Annotated in this window: 16 protein-coding genes; 15 read left to right on the plus strand and 1 reads right to left on the minus strand. The window is 67.1% G+C overall.

Annotation, left to right across the window (positions count from 1 at the left end):
• Positions 1 to 1,281 (minus strand): DSD1 family PLP-dependent enzyme, encoded by a 1,281-nt coding sequence (locus tag RX333_RS02880; protein WP_316013409.1) that lies wholly within the window; start codon positions 1,279 to 1,281, stop codon positions 1 to 3.
• Between RX333_RS02880 and RX333_RS02885 the strand changes: the two genes are divergently transcribed.
• The 15 genes from RX333_RS02885 (at position 1,280) to mmsB (ending at position 18,406) form a co-directional block, all read left to right on the plus strand.
• Positions 1,280 to 1,927: an HAD family hydrolase gene (locus RX333_RS02885; protein ID WP_316013410.1), complete on the plus strand. Its 648-nt coding sequence runs from the start codon at positions 1,280 to 1,282 to the stop codon at positions 1,925 to 1,927. The genes RX333_RS02880 and RX333_RS02885 overlap by 2 nt on opposite strands.
• Entirely contained in the window at positions 1,924 to 2,880 is a 957-nt protein-coding gene (locus tag RX333_RS02890; RefSeq protein ID WP_316013411.1) for a sugar-binding transcriptional regulator, read from the plus strand. The genes RX333_RS02885 and RX333_RS02890 overlap by 4 nt, the downstream gene beginning before the upstream one ends.
• Before the next feature lie 101 nt (positions 2,881 to 2,981).
• Entirely contained in the window at positions 2,982 to 4,289 is a 1,308-nt protein-coding gene (locus RX333_RS02895; protein WP_316013412.1) for a sugar ABC transporter substrate-binding protein, read from the plus strand.
• Positions 4,290 to 4,410: 121 nt separating this feature from the next.
• Positions 4,411 to 5,280, plus strand: coding sequence for a sugar ABC transporter permease (locus tag RX333_RS02900; protein ID WP_316013413.1), 870 nt, complete (start codon positions 4,411 to 4,413; stop codon positions 5,278 to 5,280).
• 104 nt (positions 5,281 to 5,384) lie between these two features.
• The gene (locus RX333_RS02905; RefSeq protein WP_316013414.1) at positions 5,385 to 6,215 is read left to right on the plus strand and encodes a carbohydrate ABC transporter permease; all 831 of its coding nucleotides are present in this window, start codon (positions 5,385 to 5,387) and stop codon (positions 6,213 to 6,215) included.
• A 12-nt stretch (positions 6,216 to 6,227) separates the two neighbouring features.
• The gene (locus RX333_RS02910; RefSeq protein WP_316013415.1) at positions 6,228 to 7,232 is read left to right on the plus strand and encodes an ABC transporter ATP-binding protein; all 1,005 of its coding nucleotides are present in this window, start codon (positions 6,228 to 6,230) and stop codon (positions 7,230 to 7,232) included.
• Positions 7,229 to 8,002 (plus strand): L-iditol 2-dehydrogenase, encoded by a 774-nt coding sequence (locus RX333_RS02915; protein ID WP_316013466.1) that lies wholly within the window; start codon positions 7,229 to 7,231, stop codon positions 8,000 to 8,002. The genes RX333_RS02910 and RX333_RS02915 overlap by 4 nt, the downstream gene beginning before the upstream one ends.
• A complete protein-coding gene (locus tag RX333_RS02920; RefSeq protein WP_316013416.1) occupies positions 8,002 to 9,468 on the plus strand; it encodes a mannitol dehydrogenase family protein in 1,467 nt (488 codons plus the stop codon). Before RX333_RS02915 ends, RX333_RS02920 begins: the two co-directional genes overlap by 1 nt.
• Before the next feature lie 135 nt (positions 9,469 to 9,603).
• A complete protein-coding gene (locus RX333_RS02925; RefSeq protein ID WP_316013417.1) occupies positions 9,604 to 10,128 on the plus strand; it encodes a winged helix DNA-binding protein in 525 nt (174 codons plus the stop codon).
• A gap of 73 nt (positions 10,129 to 10,201) precedes the next feature.
• Positions 10,202 to 11,671 (plus strand): ABC transporter substrate-binding protein, encoded by a 1,470-nt coding sequence (locus RX333_RS02930; protein WP_316013418.1) that lies wholly within the window; start codon positions 10,202 to 10,204, stop codon positions 11,669 to 11,671.
• Between the two features lie 5 nt (positions 11,672 to 11,676).
• A complete protein-coding gene (locus RX333_RS02935) occupies positions 11,677 to 13,149 on the plus strand; it encodes a carboxypeptidase M32 (RefSeq protein ID WP_316013419.1) in 1,473 nt (490 codons plus the stop codon).
• 222 nt (positions 13,150 to 13,371) lie between these two features.
• Complete coding sequence (locus tag RX333_RS02940; RefSeq protein WP_316013420.1) at positions 13,372 to 14,868, plus strand: CoA-acylating methylmalonate-semialdehyde dehydrogenase; 1,497 nt, start codon at positions 13,372 to 13,374, stop codon at positions 14,866 to 14,868.
• Between the two features lie 100 nt (positions 14,869 to 14,968).
• Positions 14,969 to 16,117, plus strand: coding sequence for an acyl-CoA dehydrogenase family protein (locus RX333_RS02945; protein ID WP_316013421.1), 1,149 nt, complete (start codon positions 14,969 to 14,971; stop codon positions 16,115 to 16,117).
• Positions 16,118 to 16,475: 358 nt separating this feature from the next.
• The gene (locus RX333_RS02950) at positions 16,476 to 17,543 is read left to right on the plus strand and encodes an enoyl-CoA hydratase/isomerase family protein (RefSeq protein WP_316013422.1); all 1,068 of its coding nucleotides are present in this window, start codon (positions 16,476 to 16,478) and stop codon (positions 17,541 to 17,543) included.
• A complete protein-coding gene (gene mmsB, locus RX333_RS02955; RefSeq protein WP_316013423.1) occupies positions 17,540 to 18,406 on the plus strand; it encodes a 3-hydroxyisobutyrate dehydrogenase in 867 nt (288 codons plus the stop codon). Before RX333_RS02950 ends, mmsB begins: the two co-directional genes overlap by 4 nt.
• Positions 18,407 to 18,424 lie beyond the last annotated feature (18 nt).

Here is an 18,424-nt window from a genome sequence, read left to right on the forward strand (position 1 = left end):
CTACCAAAGCCGCCCGCGCGCCGAGACGGGCCACAGCGTTTCCACCACGCCGCCGCGCACGCCGACATACCAGTCGTGCAGGTTGCAGGTCGGGTCGCAATGCCCCGGTACCAGCGCCAGCAGGTCGCCGACGCGCAGCAGGTTGCCCGGATCGGCGAGGCCGCCGTGCTCGTCCGACGGTCGGTCGTATTCGACATCGCTCCGCCCGTGTACGCGCGGTGGCCCGCTTTCCATCGACATCGCCTTGAGGCCCGCATCGCAGGTCGCCCGTCCCGGCACGGCGGTGCTCATCACCCGGCTCAGCACGAAGAGCGCGTGCTCGAACGGTTCCACCGCCGGGCCGCCCCGCCGCCGGTAATCCGCATCCATGAAGATGTAGGAGCCGCATTGCAGCTCGTTGTAGAGGCCCGACGACATCTCCGCCGGGTAGCTGCCGGACCCCGCGCCCGTCACCTTCGGGCATGCGATGCCCGCCTGCTTGAGCCCCGCGCGTGCCTCGGCAACGGCGGCCATCACATTGCCGAGCATCCGGTGCCGCGCGCCCTCGTCCTCCTGATGCTGGGCCGAGCCGTTATAGGCCTGCAATCCGGCGAAGCGCAGGCCGCGCGCCGCCTCGATCGTCGCGGCCAGCCCCGCCGCCCGTCGGGGGCGCACCCCGCAGCGTTCCTGCCCGACATCGATTTCCACCAGCACGTCGAGCGTCGCGCCCGTCGCGGCACAGGCGCGCGACAGCTCCCCAACCGCGGACGGATCGTCCACGCAGACCGACAGCTTCGCCCGTGTGGCGAGCTCGGCCAGCAGCGCGATCTGCCGGGGCTGGCGCACCTGGTTGGAGACCATGACGTCCGCGATGCCCCCATCGACGAAGACCGCCGCCTCCGCCACCTTCTGACAGCAGATGCCGACGGCACCGCCCCGCTCCACCTGCGCACGTGCGACATCCACCGACTTGTGCGTCTTGGCATGGGCCCGCAGCTTGAGGCCCGAGGCCGCGACGATCCCGCGCATCACCTCCAGGTTCCGCTCGAACGCATCGAGGTCGATGACCAGCGCCGGGGTCGCGAACTCTTCCGCCGCCATGCCGATCTCGGCGGGCCGGTCCAGCCCGACGCGGGGGGCGACCGTATCGCCGATCGTCTTGTGTCCGGTATCGTCCATCGCGTGCTTGCCATCCATGTCGCGGGCCTGGCTGCCCTGCCCATCCGAGAATAGACGTCCGACCTGGGCTGCGAAAGCTCCACCCTGTCCAAACCCGCCCCCCTGTGCCAGAAGATCGCGCATGACACCTTCCCTCATCATCTTCGACTGCGACGGCGTGCTGGTGGATAGCGAGATCCTCTCCGCCGAGGTGCTGATCGCCCAGCTCGCGCGGCTCGGGATCGAGATCACCATCGCGGACGTGTATCGCGACTTCCTCGGTCGCAGCTTCCCCACCGTGGCCAAGGTGATGCGGGAGAGTTTCGCCACCACCCTGCCCCACGATTTCGAGCAGGAGTATCGCGCGCGCCTGCTGGCGGAGTTCGAGACGCGGCTGCACCCCACCGACGGACTGGCCGAAATGCTGGAGGGTCTAGACCTGCCGCGCTGCGTCGCGACCAGCTCCAGCCCGCCGCGCGTGGCCCGCGCGCTGTCCGTCACCGGCCTCGACCGGTATTTCGAGCACGTGTTCACCGCCTCGCAGGTCGCGAACGGCAAACCGGCACCCGATCTCTTCCTGTTCGCGGCGGAGCAGATGGGCGCGGATCCCGCCCGGACTTTGGTGATCGAGGACAGCCTTCCGGGCCTCGCGGCGGCGAGGGCTGCAAACATGCCCGTCCTGCGCTATACGGGCGCATCGCATCTGCGGGGACAGGACGGGCTCGACACGCCCGGCGTGCCCTGCTTTGCGGATTGGCGGCAGTTTCACGCGCAGATGGCAGGACTATGAAGATCGACACCACCGGAACCCCGTCCCGCATCGACGAGGCCGCTCGCGCGGCCTGGCTCTACTATGTGGCGGGCAACCGGCAGGACGAGATCGCGCGCAAGCTCGGCATCTCGCGCCAGTCGGTTCAGCGCCTGATCTCGCTCGCCGACAGCGAGGGGTTGGTGCGCGTGCGGATCGATCATCCGATCGGCCGGTGCATGAGCCTCGCCCGACAGATGCGGGAGCGGTTCGGGCTGGAACGCTGCGAGGTCGCGCCCACCGATCCCGACGCGCCCGACCTGCTGACCGGCGTCGCGGCGCTGGCGGCGGCCGAGGTCGAGCGGGTGCTGGCCGAGGCCGAGCCGAAGATCATCGCGCTGGGCACGGGTCGCGCGCTCAAGGCCTGCGTCGAGCAGACCAGCCGCATGGACGCGCCGCACCATTCCATCGTCTCGCTGCTGGGCAACATGAACGCCGATGGCTCGGCCACGCCCTACAACGCCGCGGTGCGGCTCGCCGATCGCACGGGGGCGAAGCACTACCCCTTCCCCCTGCCCGTCCTCGCCGCCAACCCAGAGGAGCTGGCGCTGCAGATGCAGATCCACGCCGTGCGCAACACGCTGGAGCTGTGCGCCCGCGCCGACCTCACCCTGGTGGGTATCGGCCAGATGGATGCGAGCGCCCCGATCTTCGTCGACGGGTTCGTCAGCCGGGCCGAGATGGACGAGCTGCAGGACAAGGGTGCGACCGGCGAGATCATCAGCTGGGCCTACGACGCCGGGGGCCGCCCGATCGACAGCACCATCACTGCCCGCGTGGCCAGTGCCCCGCTGACCGACCTGGCCGAGCGTCACGTCATCGCGGTCGCCGTGGGGCTGGGCAAGGTGCCCGCGATCCGCGCGGCGCTCGACGGCCGGCTCATCACCGGCCTCATCACCAGCGAACAGACGGCCGAAGCGCTGCTTTCCACCTGACCTGAGTAACTGCGCGACGTTACGACACTTGACTCGTGCGCGCATTGGTGGTCATTTGCCCATGCAACAAACAAATGCCCAAACAGGGCATGGGAGGAAAGATGACCACTCTGAGCCGCGCCCTTCTGGGCGCCACCGCGCTGTGCGCCGCCGCGAGCCTCGCACAGGCACAGGACACCACCCTGACGATCGCGACCGTGAACAACGGCGACATGATCCGCATGCAGGGCTATACCGACGACTTCACCGAGGAGACCGGCATCGCCGTCGAGTGGGTGACGCTCGAGGAAAACGTGCTGCGTCAGCGCGTGACCACCGACATCACCACGAATGGCGGCCAGTTCGACATCATGACCATCGGCATGTACGAGACGCCGATCTGGGGTGCGAACGGCTGGCTGGTGCCGCTCGACGACCTGTCCGACGAGTACAACGTGGACGACATCCTGCCCGCGATGGCAGGCGGTCTCAGCCATGACGGAACGCTCTACGCGGCACCGTTCTACGGCGAATCGTCGATGATCATGTACCGCACCGACCTGATGGAAGAGGCCGGTCTGGAAATGCCCGACGCCCCGACCTGGGAGTTCATCCGCGAGGCGGCGGCGGCAATGACCGACCGCGAGAACGACGTGAACGGCATCTGCCTGCGCGGCAAGGCCGGCTGGGGTGAGGGCGGTGCCTTCATCACCGCGATGGCCAACTCCTTCGGCGCGCGCGTGTTCGACGAGGACTGGACCCCGCAGCTCGACAGCGCGGAGTGGAACGAAACGCTCACCTTCTTCACCGAGATGATGAACGAGAGCGGCCCCGCGGGCTACGCCACCAACGGCTTCAACGAGAACCTCTCGCTGTTCCAGCAGGGCCTGTGCGGCATGTGGATCGACGCGACCGTCGCGGCGTCCTTCGTGACCAACCCCGACGAATCGGAAGTCGCGGACAGCGTCGGCTTCGCCCTCGCGCCCGATACCGGCATGGGCAAGCGCTCCAACTGGCTGTGGGCCTGGGCCCTCGCCATCCCGGCGGGCACCCAGCAGGAAGATGCGGCCAAGCAGTTCATCGAATGGGCGACCGGCACCGACTACATCGAGATGGTGGCCGAGAACGAAGGCTGGGCCAACGTGCCGCCGGGTGCGCGGACCTCGCTCTACGAGAACGAGAACTACGCCGAGGTGCCCTTCGCGCAGATGACGCTCGACTCCATCCTGTCGGCCGACCCGAACAACCCGACCGTGGACCCCGTGCCTTACGTCGGCGTTCAGTTCGCGGCGATCCCCGAGTGGGCGGGCATGTGGAGCCAGGTGAGCCAGGAGTTCTCCGCCGCCTATGCCGGTCAGCAGACCGTCGAGGAAGCGCTCGAGAACGCGCAGGCCATCGCCACCGAGGAAATGGAAGCCGCAGGCTACTGAGGCATCCTCCCGGAGGTTCGGGGGCGGGCGACCGCCCCCGGATCCCCCCTGACGATCTACAGATGTTAGACTGAACAGAATTCCACGGGTCCTCGGGACCCGAACGGAGAGGTCTTGCGCCATGGCGACCCAACATTCCAGATCCGCAGCCCGCCTGATGATGGCGCCCGCCGTGGTCCTGCTGCTCGGCTGGATGCTGGTGCCGCTGGTGATGACGCTCTACTTCTCGTTCCGAAACTACTTCCCGCTGCGCCCCGACCGCGCGCCGAGCTGGGCCGGTTTCGACAACTACGTCCGCTTCGTGTCCTCCAGCGCCTTCTGGCCCAGCGTGCAGACCACGCTGATCATCGTCGGTGGCGTGCTAGTCATCACGGTGCTCTTGGGCATCCTGCTCGCCATTCTGCTCGATCAGCCGATGTGGGGCACGGGTATCGTGCGCATCATGGTGATCGCGCCCTTCTTCGTCATGCCGACCGTCTCCGCGCTGGTGTGGAAGAACATGTTCATGGACCCGGTGAATGGCCTCTTCGCGCATCTCTGGCGCTTCTTCGGGGCCGAACCTGTCTCGTGGCTGTCCGATGCGTCCGTGACCTCGATCATCATGATCGTGTCCTGGCAGTGGCTGCCCTTCGCCACGCTGATCCTGCTGACCGCGATCCAGTCGCTCGACAGCGAACAGCTGGAAGCGGCGGAGATGGACGGCGCAGCCCCCCTCAGCCGGTTCCGGCACATCACGTTGCCCCATCTCAGCCGCGCGATCACCATCGTCATCCTGATCCAGACGATCTTCCTTCTGTCGATCTTCGCCGAGATATTCGTGACCACGGGCGGTGCCTTCGGCAGCCGGACGCTGACCTACCTGATCTTCCAGCGGGTGCTGGAAAGCCAGAACGTCGGCCTTGGTTCCGCAGGCGGTGTCTACGCCATCATCCTCGCCAACATCGTCGCCATCTTCCTGATGCGCATCGTCGGAAAGAACCTCGATGCGTGACATGACCCCCATCGCCGTTCCGGCCCCGCGCCGGACCCCCGCCCCCGCTCATCGCCTCGTCGAGGTTCCGGGTCAGGCCCGGAACACGGAAGGAAGGACCTGACATGGCCCGCGCAGTCACGACCCGTCGCAAGTCGATCAACACGCTCGTCGCCTGGACGATCGGTTTCCTGATCTTCTTCCCGATCCTCTGGACGATCCTGACCAGCTTCAAGACTGAGGCGCAGGCCGTCGCCAATCCGCCGGTCTTCCTGTTCTTCGACTGGACGCTGGAGAATTACGGGGTGGTGCAGGAACGCTCGAACTACATGCGCTTCCTGTGGAACTCGGTCCTCTTGGCGGGGCTGTCCACGATCCTCGGCATCGTCATCGCGATCCCGGCCGCCTGGTCGATGGCCTTCGTGCCGTCCAAGCGGACCAAGGACATCCTTCTGTGGATGCTCTCCACCAAGATGCTTCCGGCGGTCGGCGTGCTCTACCCGATCTACCTGATCTTCATCAAGCTGGGGCTCTTGGACAGCCGCATCGGCCTGATCATCGTGCTGATGCTCATCAACCTGCCGATCATCGTCTGGATGCTCTACACCTACTTCCGCGAGATTCCGGGCGAGATCCTGGAGGCCGCGCGCATGGACGGCGCCACGCTGAAGGAAGAACTTCTATACATCCTGACGCCGATGGCCATTCCCGGCATCGCCTCCACGCTGCTGCTGAACTTCATCCTCGCGTGGAACGAGGCGTTCTGGACACTCAACCTCACCGCGGTCAACGCCGCCCCGCTCACGGCCTTCATCGCCAGCTATTCCAGCCCCGAGGGCCTGTTCTTCGCCAAGCTCAGCGCGGCCTCCACGATGGCGATCGCGCCGATCCTCATCCTAGGCTGGTTCAGCCAGAAGCAGCTGGTGCGCGGTCTCACCTTCGGCGCGGTCAAATAAGGAAAACGGGTTATGGGACGCATCACGCTCGAAAAAGTGACCAAGGCATTCGGCGAGGTCGAAGTCATCCCGCCGCTGGATCTGGAGATCAACGACGGCGAGTTCGTGGTCTTCGTCGGCCCCTCGGGCTGCGGCAAGTCCACGCTGCTGCGCCTGATCGCGGGGCTGGAGGACGTGACCTCCGGCGTCATTTCGATCGATGGGCAGGATGCGACGCGCACGCCCCCGGCCAAGCGCGGCCTCGCGATGGTGTTCCAGTCCTACGCGCTCTACCCGCATATGACCGTGCGCAAGAACATCGCCTTCCCGCTGCGCATGGCCGGGATGGACAAGGCCGAGCAGGACCGGCGCGTCGCCGCGGCAGCGGAGGTTCTGAACCTCACCGACTATCTCGACCGGCGGCCCGGGCAGCTGTCGGGGGGCCAGCGCCAGCGCGTCGCCATCGGCCGCTCCATCGTGCGTGAGCCCGCGGCCTTCCTGTTCGACGAGCCGCTGTCGAACCTCGATGCCGCGCTGCGCGTGGGCATGCGGCTGGAAATCTCCGAACTGCACAAGCGGCTCGAGACCACGATGATCTACGTGACGCACGATCAGGTCGAGGCCATGACGATGGCCGACAAGATCGTGGTTCTGCGCGCAGGCAATATCGAGCAGGTCGGCTCCCCGCTGGAGCTCTACCGCACCCCGCGCAACCTCTTCGTCGCGGGCTTCATCGGCTCGCCGCGCATGAACTTCCTGACCGGCGATTTCGCCGCCAGCCACGACGCGCACACCATCGGCATCCGGCCCGAGCACATCACCGTCTCCCCGACCGAGGGCGTCTGGAACGGCACCGTCGGCGTATCGGAGCATCTGGGCTCCGACACCTTCTTCCACGTCCATGTCGACGGGGTGGAGGATCCGATCACCGTCCGCTCGGTCGGGGAGGTCAGCCTCAAGCATGGTGACGCGATCCACCTGACGCCCGAGCCGCAGCACATCCACCGCTTCGGCGCCGACGGTCTTCGGATCGCCTGATGCGGCTCGCGGGCAAGACGGCGCTGATCACCGGGGCCGCGCGCGGCATCGGCTACGAATTCGCCCGAGCCTACCTGGCGGAGGGTGCGCGCGTCGCCATCGCCGACGTGAACGAACAAGGCGCCGGCCGCGCCGCCTCCGAACTGGGGGAGGGCGCGGTCGCCGTCACGCTCGACGTCACCGATCAGGCCAGCATCGACGCCGGTGTCGCGCAGGCGGCCGAGGCGCTCGGTCACATCGACATCCTCGTCAACAACGCCGCGCTCTTCTCCGCAGCACCGATCGTCGAGATCGAGCGCGCCGATTATGACCGCCTCTTCGCCGTCAACGTGGGCGGTACGCTCTTCACGATGCAGGCGGTCGCGCGCCACATGATCGACCGGGGGCAGGGCGGCAAGATCATCAACATGGCCAGCCAGGCCGGCCGGCGGGGCGAGGCGCTGGTCGCCACCTACTGCGCGACCAAGGCGGCGGTGATCTCCCTCACCCAGTCCGCCGGGCTGAACCTGATCGAACACGGAATCAACGTGAACGCCATCGCGCCCGGCGTGGTGGATGGCGAGCACTGGGACGGCGTGGATGCCTTCTTCGCGAAATACGAGGGCAAGGCGCCGGGACAGAAGAAACGCGAAGTCGGCGAGGCGGTCCCCTATGGCCGCATGGGCACGGCGGCGGACCTGACGGGCATGGCGATCTTCCTCGCCACGTCCGAGGCCGATTACGTCGTCGCCCAATGCTTCAACGTCGATGGCGGAAACTGGATGAGCTGATGGCAAAGACCCTGACCGACGAGACCCTGACCGACCTGCCCGCCGATGTGGCGCGCCCCACCTATGATCGGTCTGCGCTGACGCCCGGCATCCTGCATGTCGGTGTCGGCAATTTCCACCGCGCGCATATGGCCGTCTATCTCGACCGGCTGATGGAGGCGGGCCACGCACAGGACTGGGCACTGGTCGGGGCAGGGGTCCGGCCGGGCGACGCGCGAATGCGCACGCTCCTCTCCGCGCAGGACTGGATGAGCACGGTGGTCGAACTGGACCCCGACGGCCTGTCCGCCCGCGTCATCGGCCCGATGATCGACTTCGTCGCGGTGGAGCCGGAGGCGACCCGCGCCGCGATGGCCGATCCCGCCATCCGCATCCTGTCGCTGACCATCACAGAGGGCGGCTACTATGTCGACGCGCTGACCGGCGGCTTCGACGCCGATCACCCCGACATGCAGGCCGACATCGCCGCGCCCGCCGCGCCGCGCAGCGTTTTCGGCCTGATCGTCGCCGCGATGCGCGACCGGCGCGATGGCGGGCACGGCCCGGTTACGATCCTGTCCTGCGACAACCTGCCGGAAAACGGCCATGTCGCAAAACAGGCGGTGCTGGGCCTTGCCAGCCGGATCGACGCGGACCTTGCCGCGTGGATCGAGGCGGGATGCACCTTCCCCAACTCGATGGTCGACTGCATCACCCCCGCCACGTCGGAGCGGGAGATCGCTCTCGTGCGCGACGAATTCGGCATCGCCGACGCGGCCCCCGTCACCTGCGAGCCGTTTCGCCAGTGGGTGATGGAGGACAGCTTCGCCGCCGGGCGGCCGCCCTTCGAGGAGGCGGGCGTGACCTTCACCGAAGATGTCGCCTCCTACGAGTTGATGAAGCTGCGCATCCTCAACGGCGGCCACGCAGCCATCGCCTATCCTTCGGCGCTGCTCGGCCATCATTTCGTGCACGAGGCGATGGCCGATCCGCGCATCTCCACCTGGCTCCGCGCACTGGTGGAGCGGGAGGTGATCCCGACCCTCGGCCCGATTCCCGGCGTGGACTATGCCGACTATCTTGACGCCATCGTCGCCCGCTTCTCCAACCCGCGCATCGGCGACACGATCGCGCGGCTCTGCCTCGACGGCTCGAACCGCCAGCCGAAGTTCATCCTGCCCACGATCAAGGACCGCTTGGCGAAGGGTGAGGGGATCGAGGGCCTCGCGCTCGAAGTCGCGCTCTGGTGCCGTTACGCGCAGGGTGTCGCCGATGACGGCACGCCGATCGCGCTCGACGACCCGAACGCGGCCGAACTGGCGGAACGGGCGCGCGCGGCGGCGACGGATCCCGCGGCCTTCCTCGGCTACCGCGCGGTGTTCGGAGGGCTGGTGGACAATGCGACCTTTGCCAATAGTTTCGAAAAGAAACTGACCGACATTACCGAAACCGGCACCGCCGCGACACTTGCGGCTTATACCGGCTAGGCGATCCGACCCCGTGGGGAGATCGAGGGGGGTTTCCCCGCGGGGAAATGGTCAGGGCTTCTGTCCTGATCCGCCGTGACAGCCCGCCCGCCGCAGTCTAGTCTCGCTGACAAATCGTCAGCGAAAGACCGCCACATGACCGAAGAAAATACCCCCGATCGCCGCCGCATCGTCTCCTCCCGCCACCTCGCGGACGGACAGGGATGGGAGGCGTCGGAGTTCGAATACGGCCTGATCATCGCGCAGAACGCCTTCAGCCGCTGGATGACCCGCTGCATGGCCGCGGCAGGCAACAAGGAGCTCAGCCCGCTAGAGATCCTCGTGTTGCACAACGTCAACCACCGCGCGCGCGAGAAGCGCCTGACCGACATCTGCTTCCTCCTGAACATCGAGGACACCCACACCGTCAACTACGCCCTGCGCAAGCTGATGAAGATGGAACTGCTCTCCTCCGAGAAACGGGGCAAGGAGGTGTTCTACACCACCTCCGATGCAGGCGCGGCGCTGTGCGACCGCTATCGCAAGGTCCGCGCGCAATGCCTTCTCGAAGGGCTGGGCCGCCTCGACATCTCGGGCGAGAACCTGCGGGAGATGGCGACCAACCTGCGCACCCTCTCGGGCCATTACGATCAGGCGAGCCGGGCCGCGGCCTCGCTCTGACCGTCGCTTTCCTCCCGCGCGGGGTGCACCATCTATCCCCTCGAACGGGGCACGTCCCCTCGAGGAGGTCCAGATGATCCGCATGACCCTGACGCTCGCCGCCCTGCTGCTGGCGGGGGCTGCCGAGGCGCAGAGCACCAGCATCCGCGTCGGGATGCAGGTCGAGCCGCCGAGCCTCGACCCAACGACTGGTCCGGCGGGCGCGACGGACGAGGTCGTCTATGCCAACGTCTTCGAGGGGCTGACCCGCTTCGGCCCCGACGGCGCGATTCAGCCGGCCTTGGCACGGGCGTGGAGCACCAGCGAGGACGGGCTGGAATGGACCTTCACGCTGGTCGAGGACGCGACCTTCCACGACGGCACGCCCTTCGACGCAAAGGATGTCGCCTTCAGCCTCGACCGCGCGCGGGCGGAGGGCAGCACCAACGCGCAGGCGGGTCTCTTCGCGAACATCGCCGGGGTCGAGGTGCTCAGCCCCAGGCAAGTGCGCCTGACGCTCGCCGCGCCCTCGGGCGACCTGCCGTTTCAACTGGCCTGGGGCGATGCCGTCATCGTGGCGGAGGAAAGCGCGGGCGACAACGCGCGGATGCCGGTCGGGACCGGTCCCTTCCGGCTGACCGAGTGGGTGCCGGGTGAGCGGATCGAGCTGGAACGCTACGCCGACTACTGGGGCGATTTGCCCGCGCTGGAATCCGCGACCTTCCGCTTCCTGCCCGACCCGGAGGCGGCGCTGGCCGCCTTGGAGGCCGGGGAGGTCGATGCCTTCCCGAACTTCCCGGCACTGCAGGCGCTGGCCCGCTTCGACGACGATCCGGACTATCAGGTCATCACCGGCACGACCGAGGGTGAGACGATCCTCGCCATGAACAACGCGGCCGAGCCCTTCAACGACATGCAAGTGCGCAAGGCGGTGGCGGTGGCGCTCGACCGCGATGCGATCATCGCAGGCGCGATGGAAGGCTACGCCACGCCCATCGGCAGCCACTTCCCGCCGCATCACCCCGCCTATGTCGACCTGACCGACCTGTCCGCACACGACCCGGATACGGCGCGGGAGCTGCTGGCAGGTGCCGGCTACCCCGATGGCTTTTCGGTGGAGCTGACGCTGCCGCCGCCTGCCTACGCCCAGCGAAGCGGGGAGATCGTCGTGCAGCAGCTGGCCGAGGTGGGGATCGAGGTGGAGACCCGCACGCTCGACTGGCCCGAATGGCTCGAGACGGTCTACACCAAACGGGAGTACGACATGACCATCGTCAGCCATACCGAGCCGATGGATATCGATATCTACGCCCGAGACGATTTCTATTTCGGCTATGCCGACCCGGCCTTCGACGCCATCGTGCAGGACCTGGCGCTCGTCACCGATCCGACCGAGCGGCGGGAGAGGTTGCAGGACGCGCAGCGCCACATCGCGGAGGCCTATGTCAACGCATTCCTGTTCCAGTTGCCCAAGACCGGCGTGGCCGATGCGCGGCTGCGGGGCCTGTGGGAGAATGCGCCGACCCAGGCGATCGACCTGACCGGCGTAAGCTGGGTGGAGTGAGAGACATGGCCTATGATGATTTGATCGCCCATGTGAAGCAGACCGAGGCACTGTCGCAGGTGCGCGGCATGATCGAGTGGGACCAAGAGGCGATGATGCCTCCGAAAGGGGCCGAGCAGCGCGCGCAGCAGGTCGGCGCACTCGCCGCGGTGCTTCATTCCCGCGCCACCGACCCCCGCGTGGGCGAGTGGCTGTCTGACATCGACGAGAGCGCGCTGGACGAGGTCGAACGAGCCAACGTGGCGCGCATTGGGCGCGACTGGCTCCGCAACCAGAAGATGCCCGCCGATCTGGCCGAGGCGCTGGCCGTCGCGACCAGTCGGGGGCAGGGGCAGTGGGCCAGGGCCCGCGCCGCAAGCGATGTCGGCGCCTTCCTGCCTGTGCTGAGCGAGATCGTGAATCTGAAGCGGCAACAGGCCGACGCGCAGCGGCTGGAGGGCGAGAGCCGCTACGATGCCCTGCTCGACGGATTCGAGCCGGGGATGAAGACGGACGCGCTGATCGACATCCTCGGCACACTGCGCGCGCCGCTGTCAGATTTGCGCGAGCGCATCGCGGGCAGCGGGCGACAGGTGCAGGCGCTGGAGGGCGATTTCGCCGCCGAAGGACAGATGGCCTTGGCACGGGAGCTTGCCGGCACCTTCGGCTACGACTGGGAAGCGGGTCGGATGGACCTCGTTACCCACCCGTTCTGCATGGGCACGCTGGGCGACGTGCGCATCACCACGCGGGTCGATCAGGCACGGCCCTTCGACTGCCTCTATTCCACCGTCCACGAGGTCGGCCACGCCGTCTACGAGCAGGGGCTGCCCGAGGCGCTGGCGCTGACCCCTGCGGGCGGGCATGTCTCGATGGGCGTGCATGAGAGCCAGAGCCGCCTGCTGGAAAACCAGCTGGGCCGGTCACGCGCCTTCTGCGGCTGGCTGCACGGGCGGATGGTCGAGACCTTCGGCATCGGGCTGGACCAGGACGCGTTCTACGCCGCCGTGAACCGGGTCGAGCCCGGCTTCATCCGCACCGAGGCCGACGAGGTGCATTACAACCTGCATGTCCTCATGCGCTTCGACCTCGAGCGGCAGCTGATCGAGGGCGAGCTGGAGGTCGTCGATCTGGAAGAGGCGTGGAACACGCGCTTCGTCACCGATTTCGGGCGCGAGGTGACGGACCCGGCCAACGGGATGCTGCAGGACGTGCACTGGTCGGTGGGCCTATTCGGCTATTTCCCGACCTATGCGCTCGGCAACATCTACGCCGCCGCGCTGACCGAGCGGATGCGAGGCGATCTACCGGGTCTCGACGACGACCTGGCGCGGGGGGAGACGGGGGCCGCGATCGGCTGGCTGCGCGAGAAGGTGCACCGGCATGGCTCGGTTATGGATGCGCCCGAGCTGATGGAGCAGGCGACCGGCGGCCCGGTGACGAGCGCGCCGCTGATCGCCTATCTGGAGCGGAAGTTCGGGGCGCTCTACGACCTCTAGAAAACCCGGCTTTCCTTCATGGATCTTTCACGAACGCCCTCTAGATAGCGGGCGCGGCCTCGCCGCATCCCGGCGCCTCGCCCTCCTCGACCCGCCATCATCCTGTGCGGCTCGGCCAGGGCGGGGTGCCAAGATCATCCCCCTCCTGCAATGGGGTGACGCCACGTTTCCGCCGCGCTAGAACTGAACGCAAGTTCAGAAAGGACGCTTCGGGGAGGGCGCATGGAAACGCTGTATCATTTCATCGACGGCAAGCGGGTCGAAGGGAGCTCGGGCCGGTTCGCGGACGTCTTCAACCCCGCGACGGGCGAGGTGCAGGCGAAGGTTCCGCTCGCGAATGGCGAGGAGATGGACCGCGCGGTCGCGGGCGCCACCGCGGCACAGCCCGCCTGGGCGGCGACCAATCCGCAGCGTCGCGCGCGCGTCATCATGGAATTCATCCGCCTGCTGCACCGGGACATGGACAAGCTGGCCGAGGCGCTGAGCCGAGAGCATGGCAAGACCATCCCGGACGCCAAGGGCGACGTGATCCGGGGCTTGGAAGTAGCGGAGTTCTGCCTCGGCGCGCCGCATCTGCTGAAGGGCGAGTATACCGACGGGGCCGGGCCGGGCATCGACATGTATTCCATGCGCCAGCCGGTCGGCGTGGCGGCTGGGATCACGCCCTTCAACTTCCCGGCGATGATTCCGATGTGGAAGTTCTGCCCGGCCATCGCGGCGGGCAACGCCTTCGTCCTCAAGCCCTCCGAGCGCGACCCCTCCGTCCCGCTGATGCTCGCCGAGCTGATGCAGGAGGCAGGGCTGCCCGACGGCATCCTGCAGGTGGTCAATGGCGACAAGGAGGCGGTGGACGCCATCCTCGACCACGAAGGGATCGCCGCCATCGGCTTCGTCGGGTCGACCCCCATCGCCGCCTACATCTACGAACGTGGCTGCGCGAACGGGAAGCGTGTCCAGTGCTTCGGCGGGGCGAAGAACCACATGATCATCATGCCCGACGCGGACATGGACCAGGCGGCGGACGCGCTGGTCGGCGCGGGCTTTGGCGCGGCGGGCGAGCGGTGCATGGCGATCTCGGTCGCGGTGCCGGTGGGCGACGAGACGGCGGACCGCCTGATCGAGAAGCTGGCACCCAAGGTCGAGGCGCTGAAGATCGGGCCCTATACATCCGAGGATGCCGATTTCGGCCCGCTGGTCACGGCGGAGGCGAAGGCGCGGGTCGAGGGGCTGGTGCAATCCGGCGTCGATGCCGGGGCGAAGCTGGTCGTCGACGGGCGCGGCTTCACGATGCAGGGCTACGAGAATGGCTTCTTCCACGGGGCTTGCCTGTTCGACCATGTCACACCCGACATGGACATCTATCGCCAGGAGATCTTCGGCCCCGTGCTTTCGACCGTGCGGGCGCAGAGCTATGAGGAAGCGCTGGCGCTGGCGATGGACCACGAATACGGCAACGGCACCGCGATCTTTACCCGCGACGGCGACGCGGCGCGCGACTTCGCTGCGCGGATTAATGTCGGCATGGTGGGTATCAACGTGCCGATCCCGGTGCCGCTGGCCTATCACACCTTCGGCGGCTGGAAGAAATCGGTCTTCGGCGATCTCAACCAGCACGGGCCGGACGCCTTCCGCTTCTACACCAAGACCAAGACCGTGACGGCCCGCTGGCCGAGCGGGATCAAGGACGGCGCGGAGTTCGTCATCCCGACGATGAAGTGAGGACGGTGCCGTTCCGGGCGAAGACCCGGAACCTCGACGTGGTACATCTGATCGGTCGAGGTTCCTGCCTTCGCGGGAACGGCGCAGGAAAGGTTGGCTGATGGACTTTTCTCTGACCGAGGAACAGGCCGCCATCGCGGAGATGGCCGCCGATTTCGGGCGGGACCGGCTGGCGCCGATGGCAGCAGCGGCGGAGGAGGCGGGGCTCGACCGTTCCCTGTTGGCCGAGGTCGGGTCCCTGGGCATGGGCGCGATCTATTGCGGCGAGGATCATGGCGGCTCGGCGCTGTCGCGGCTCGACGCCGCGCTGATCTTCGAGGGGCTGTCGCTGGGCGACCCCTCGGTCGCGGCCTTCGTGTCGATCCACAACATGTGTGCCTGGATGATCGACAGTTTCGCGGGCGACGACCTGCGGGCCGAGGTGCTTCCCGGCCTTGCCGCCTTCGACACGGTGGCGAGCTATTGCCTGACCGAGCCGGGGTCGGGGTCGGATGCGGCCGCGCTCAAGACATCGGCGCGGCGGGACGGTGACGACTATGTCCTGAACGGGACCAAGGCGTTCATCTCGGGCGGCGACTTCTCGGACTGGTATGTCGTGATGTGCCGCACGGGTACGGCCGGGCCGAAGGGCATTTCCACCCTGCTGGTGCCCAAGGACGCGCCCGGCCTCAGCTTCGGCGGGCAGGAGCGGAAGATGGGCTGGAAGGCGCAGCCCACCGCGCAGGTCCAGTTCGACGAGTGCCGGGTGCCCGCGCGCTACCTGATCGGGGCTGAGGGGCAGGGCTTCGCCATCGCGATGAAGGGGCTCGACGGCGGGCGGCTCAACATCTCCGCCTGTAGCTTGGGTGGCGCGCAGGGGGCGCTGACGCGGACGCTGGGCTATATGGGCGAGCGGCGGGCCTTCGGCGAGACGCTCGACCGGTTCCAGGCGCTGCAATTCCGGGTGGCCGATGCAGAGATCGCCTTGCAGGCCGCGCGTGTGTTCCTGCGGCAGGCGGCGTGGAAGCTCGACCGGGCGGAGCCGGACGCGACCCAGTTCTGCGCGATGGCCAAGCGGTTCGTGACCGACGCGGCCTTCGACGTGGCGAACGAGTGCCTGCAACTGCATGGCGGTTATGGCTACCTGGAGGATTACGGGATCGAGAAGATCGTGCGTGACCTGCGCGTACACCAGATCCTGGAAGGCACGAACGAGATCATGCGCCTGATCGTGGCGCGCAAACTGCTGGCCGATCGGGGGAACGGGTGATGTTGCACGCGTGGTTTCTGTGGCGTCGATGCTCCGATGCGTTCTGGCGGCGCGCATACGAGCAGGAGCTCAGGCTGCACCAGTTGCATATATCGTCAGAGAAGCGGGGCCCTCTAAGAGAGTTGAGACTGATAATTCCAACCGTCGTTGCACCATTTGTTGTGGCGCTCGCGTTTTCACTAATTCACGGTAGTTTAAAATTTATAGGCTTCATCTTGGGATTTTTTGTTTTTGCGCCGACTAGTGTGGCCATCTTCATGGAAATGATTTCGACACAGGGCGGGTTATTGTTCGGATCATCTAGAAACTGCCGGCCGTCCCGAATTGCCTGGCTGAAACGCAGATTGCAGGAGATCTGATGACCGACACCCTTTTCCGCATCGAGGGCCGCGCGGGCCACATCACCCTGAACCGGCCAGAGGCGTTGAACGCTTTGACGCATGAGCAGGTTCTGGCGATCGAAGCGCAGCTTCTCGACTGGCGCGAGGACGATGCGGTCGAGCTGGTGCTGATCGACGGCGCGGGCGAGCGTGCCTTCTGCGCGGGGGGCGATATCCAGAAGCTCTACGAGACCGGGCGGGCGGGTGACTTCACCTATGGCCGCCAATTCTGGGCGGACGAGTACCGGCTGAACGCGCTGATCTGGAATTACCCGAAACCCTATGTCGCCATCATGCACGGCTTCGTCATGGGGGGCGGGGTCGGGGTCTCGGCTCTGGGTTCGCACCGGATCGTGACGGACGGGACGCAGGTGGCGATGCCCGAATGCGGGATCGGGCTGATCCCGGATGTGGGCGGCTCGATGATGCTGGGCTGCGCGCCGGGGCGGTTGGGCGAATATCTCGGCACCACGGGCGCACGCATGGGGCCGGGGGACGCGATCTTCGCCACCTTTGCCGACACCTACGTGCCCGCCGAGCGGATCGAGGCGCTGAAGACGGCGCTTTGCACCGACGGGATCGATGCGATCGAGGAGTTTGCGGAGCCTGCTGAGAAGGGCCCGCTGCAGGCGGATATGGAGAAGATCGACCGGCATTTCGGCGGCGAGACGGCGATGGATATCGTCCGCTCCCTGACCCATGAGGGTGGCGCGTGGGAGGAGGCGGCGCTGGCGAAGATGCGCAAGGGCGCGCCTTTGGCCGTCGCGGCGGCGGTCGAGACGATCCACCGGTCGCGCAGTCTAGGCCGGATGGAGGATGCGCTGGCGCTCGAATACCGCTTCACCGCACGATGCATGGAGCGGGGCGAGTTCCTCGAAGGTGTCCGAGCGGCGGTTATCGACAAGGACCGCGATCCGCAATGGGCGGTCGCGCGGCTGGAGGACCTGCCGCAGGTCAGGGTCACGCAGATGCTGATGCCGTTGGGGGCGGACGAACTGACGTTCCCCGCACCGGCAATGGTTGGCGCAACGGGGAGAGAGACATGAAGATCGGATTCATCGGACTGGGCAACATGGGCGCGCCGATGGCGGCCAACCTGGTGGCGGCAGGCCACGAGGTCGCAGGCTTCGACGTGGCGGGCGTCACCGTGGAGGGCGTCGAAACGGTCAACTCTGCGGCCGACGCCGCGCGGGGGCGCGACGCGGTCATCACCATGCTGCCCAATGGCGAGATCCTGCGTGCCGTCTACGGCGAGATCGTGGAGGCGGGACAGACCGGCGCGGTATTCGTCGACTGCTCGACCGTCGATGTGGAAAGCGCGCGGGAGGTCGCGGAGATGGCGCAGAGGGCTGGCCTGCTCGCCGTCGACGCGCCGGTCTCGGGCGGCATCGGCGGGGCGGCGGCGGGCACGCTGACCTTCATGGCCGGCGGCTCGGACGAGGCCTTCGCCGCAGCGAAGCCGCTCTTCGTCATCATGGGGCAGAAGGCGGTGCATTGCGGCGGCTCGGGCAACGGGCAGGCGGCGAAGATCTGCAACAACATGATTCTGGGCATCACCATGATCGGCACATGCGAGGCCTTCGCCCTGGCCGACAAGCTGGGACTGGACCGGCAGGCGATGTTCGATGTGGTCAGCACCTCGTCGGGGCAGTCGTGGAGCATGAATACCTATTGCCCCGCCCCCGGCGTGGGGCCGCAGAGCCCGGCGGACAATGCCTACAAGCCCGGCTTCGCCGCATCGCTGATGCTCAAGGACCTGCGGCTGAGCCAGCAGGCGGCGGAGACGGCGGAGGCGATCACGCCCATGGGCGCACGCGCGACCGAGATCTACGAGCGGTTCGTGGATCAGGACGGTGAGGGGCTGGATTTCTCGGCTGTGCTGCCGTGGCTTGCCAAACCTGCGGGGTAGTCGTGACCGCATTGCCCC

This window comes from Roseobacter sp. HKCCA0434 (assembly GCF_032464675.1).
Lineage (GTDB): Bacteria > Pseudomonadota > Alphaproteobacteria > Rhodobacterales > Rhodobacteraceae > Pontivivens.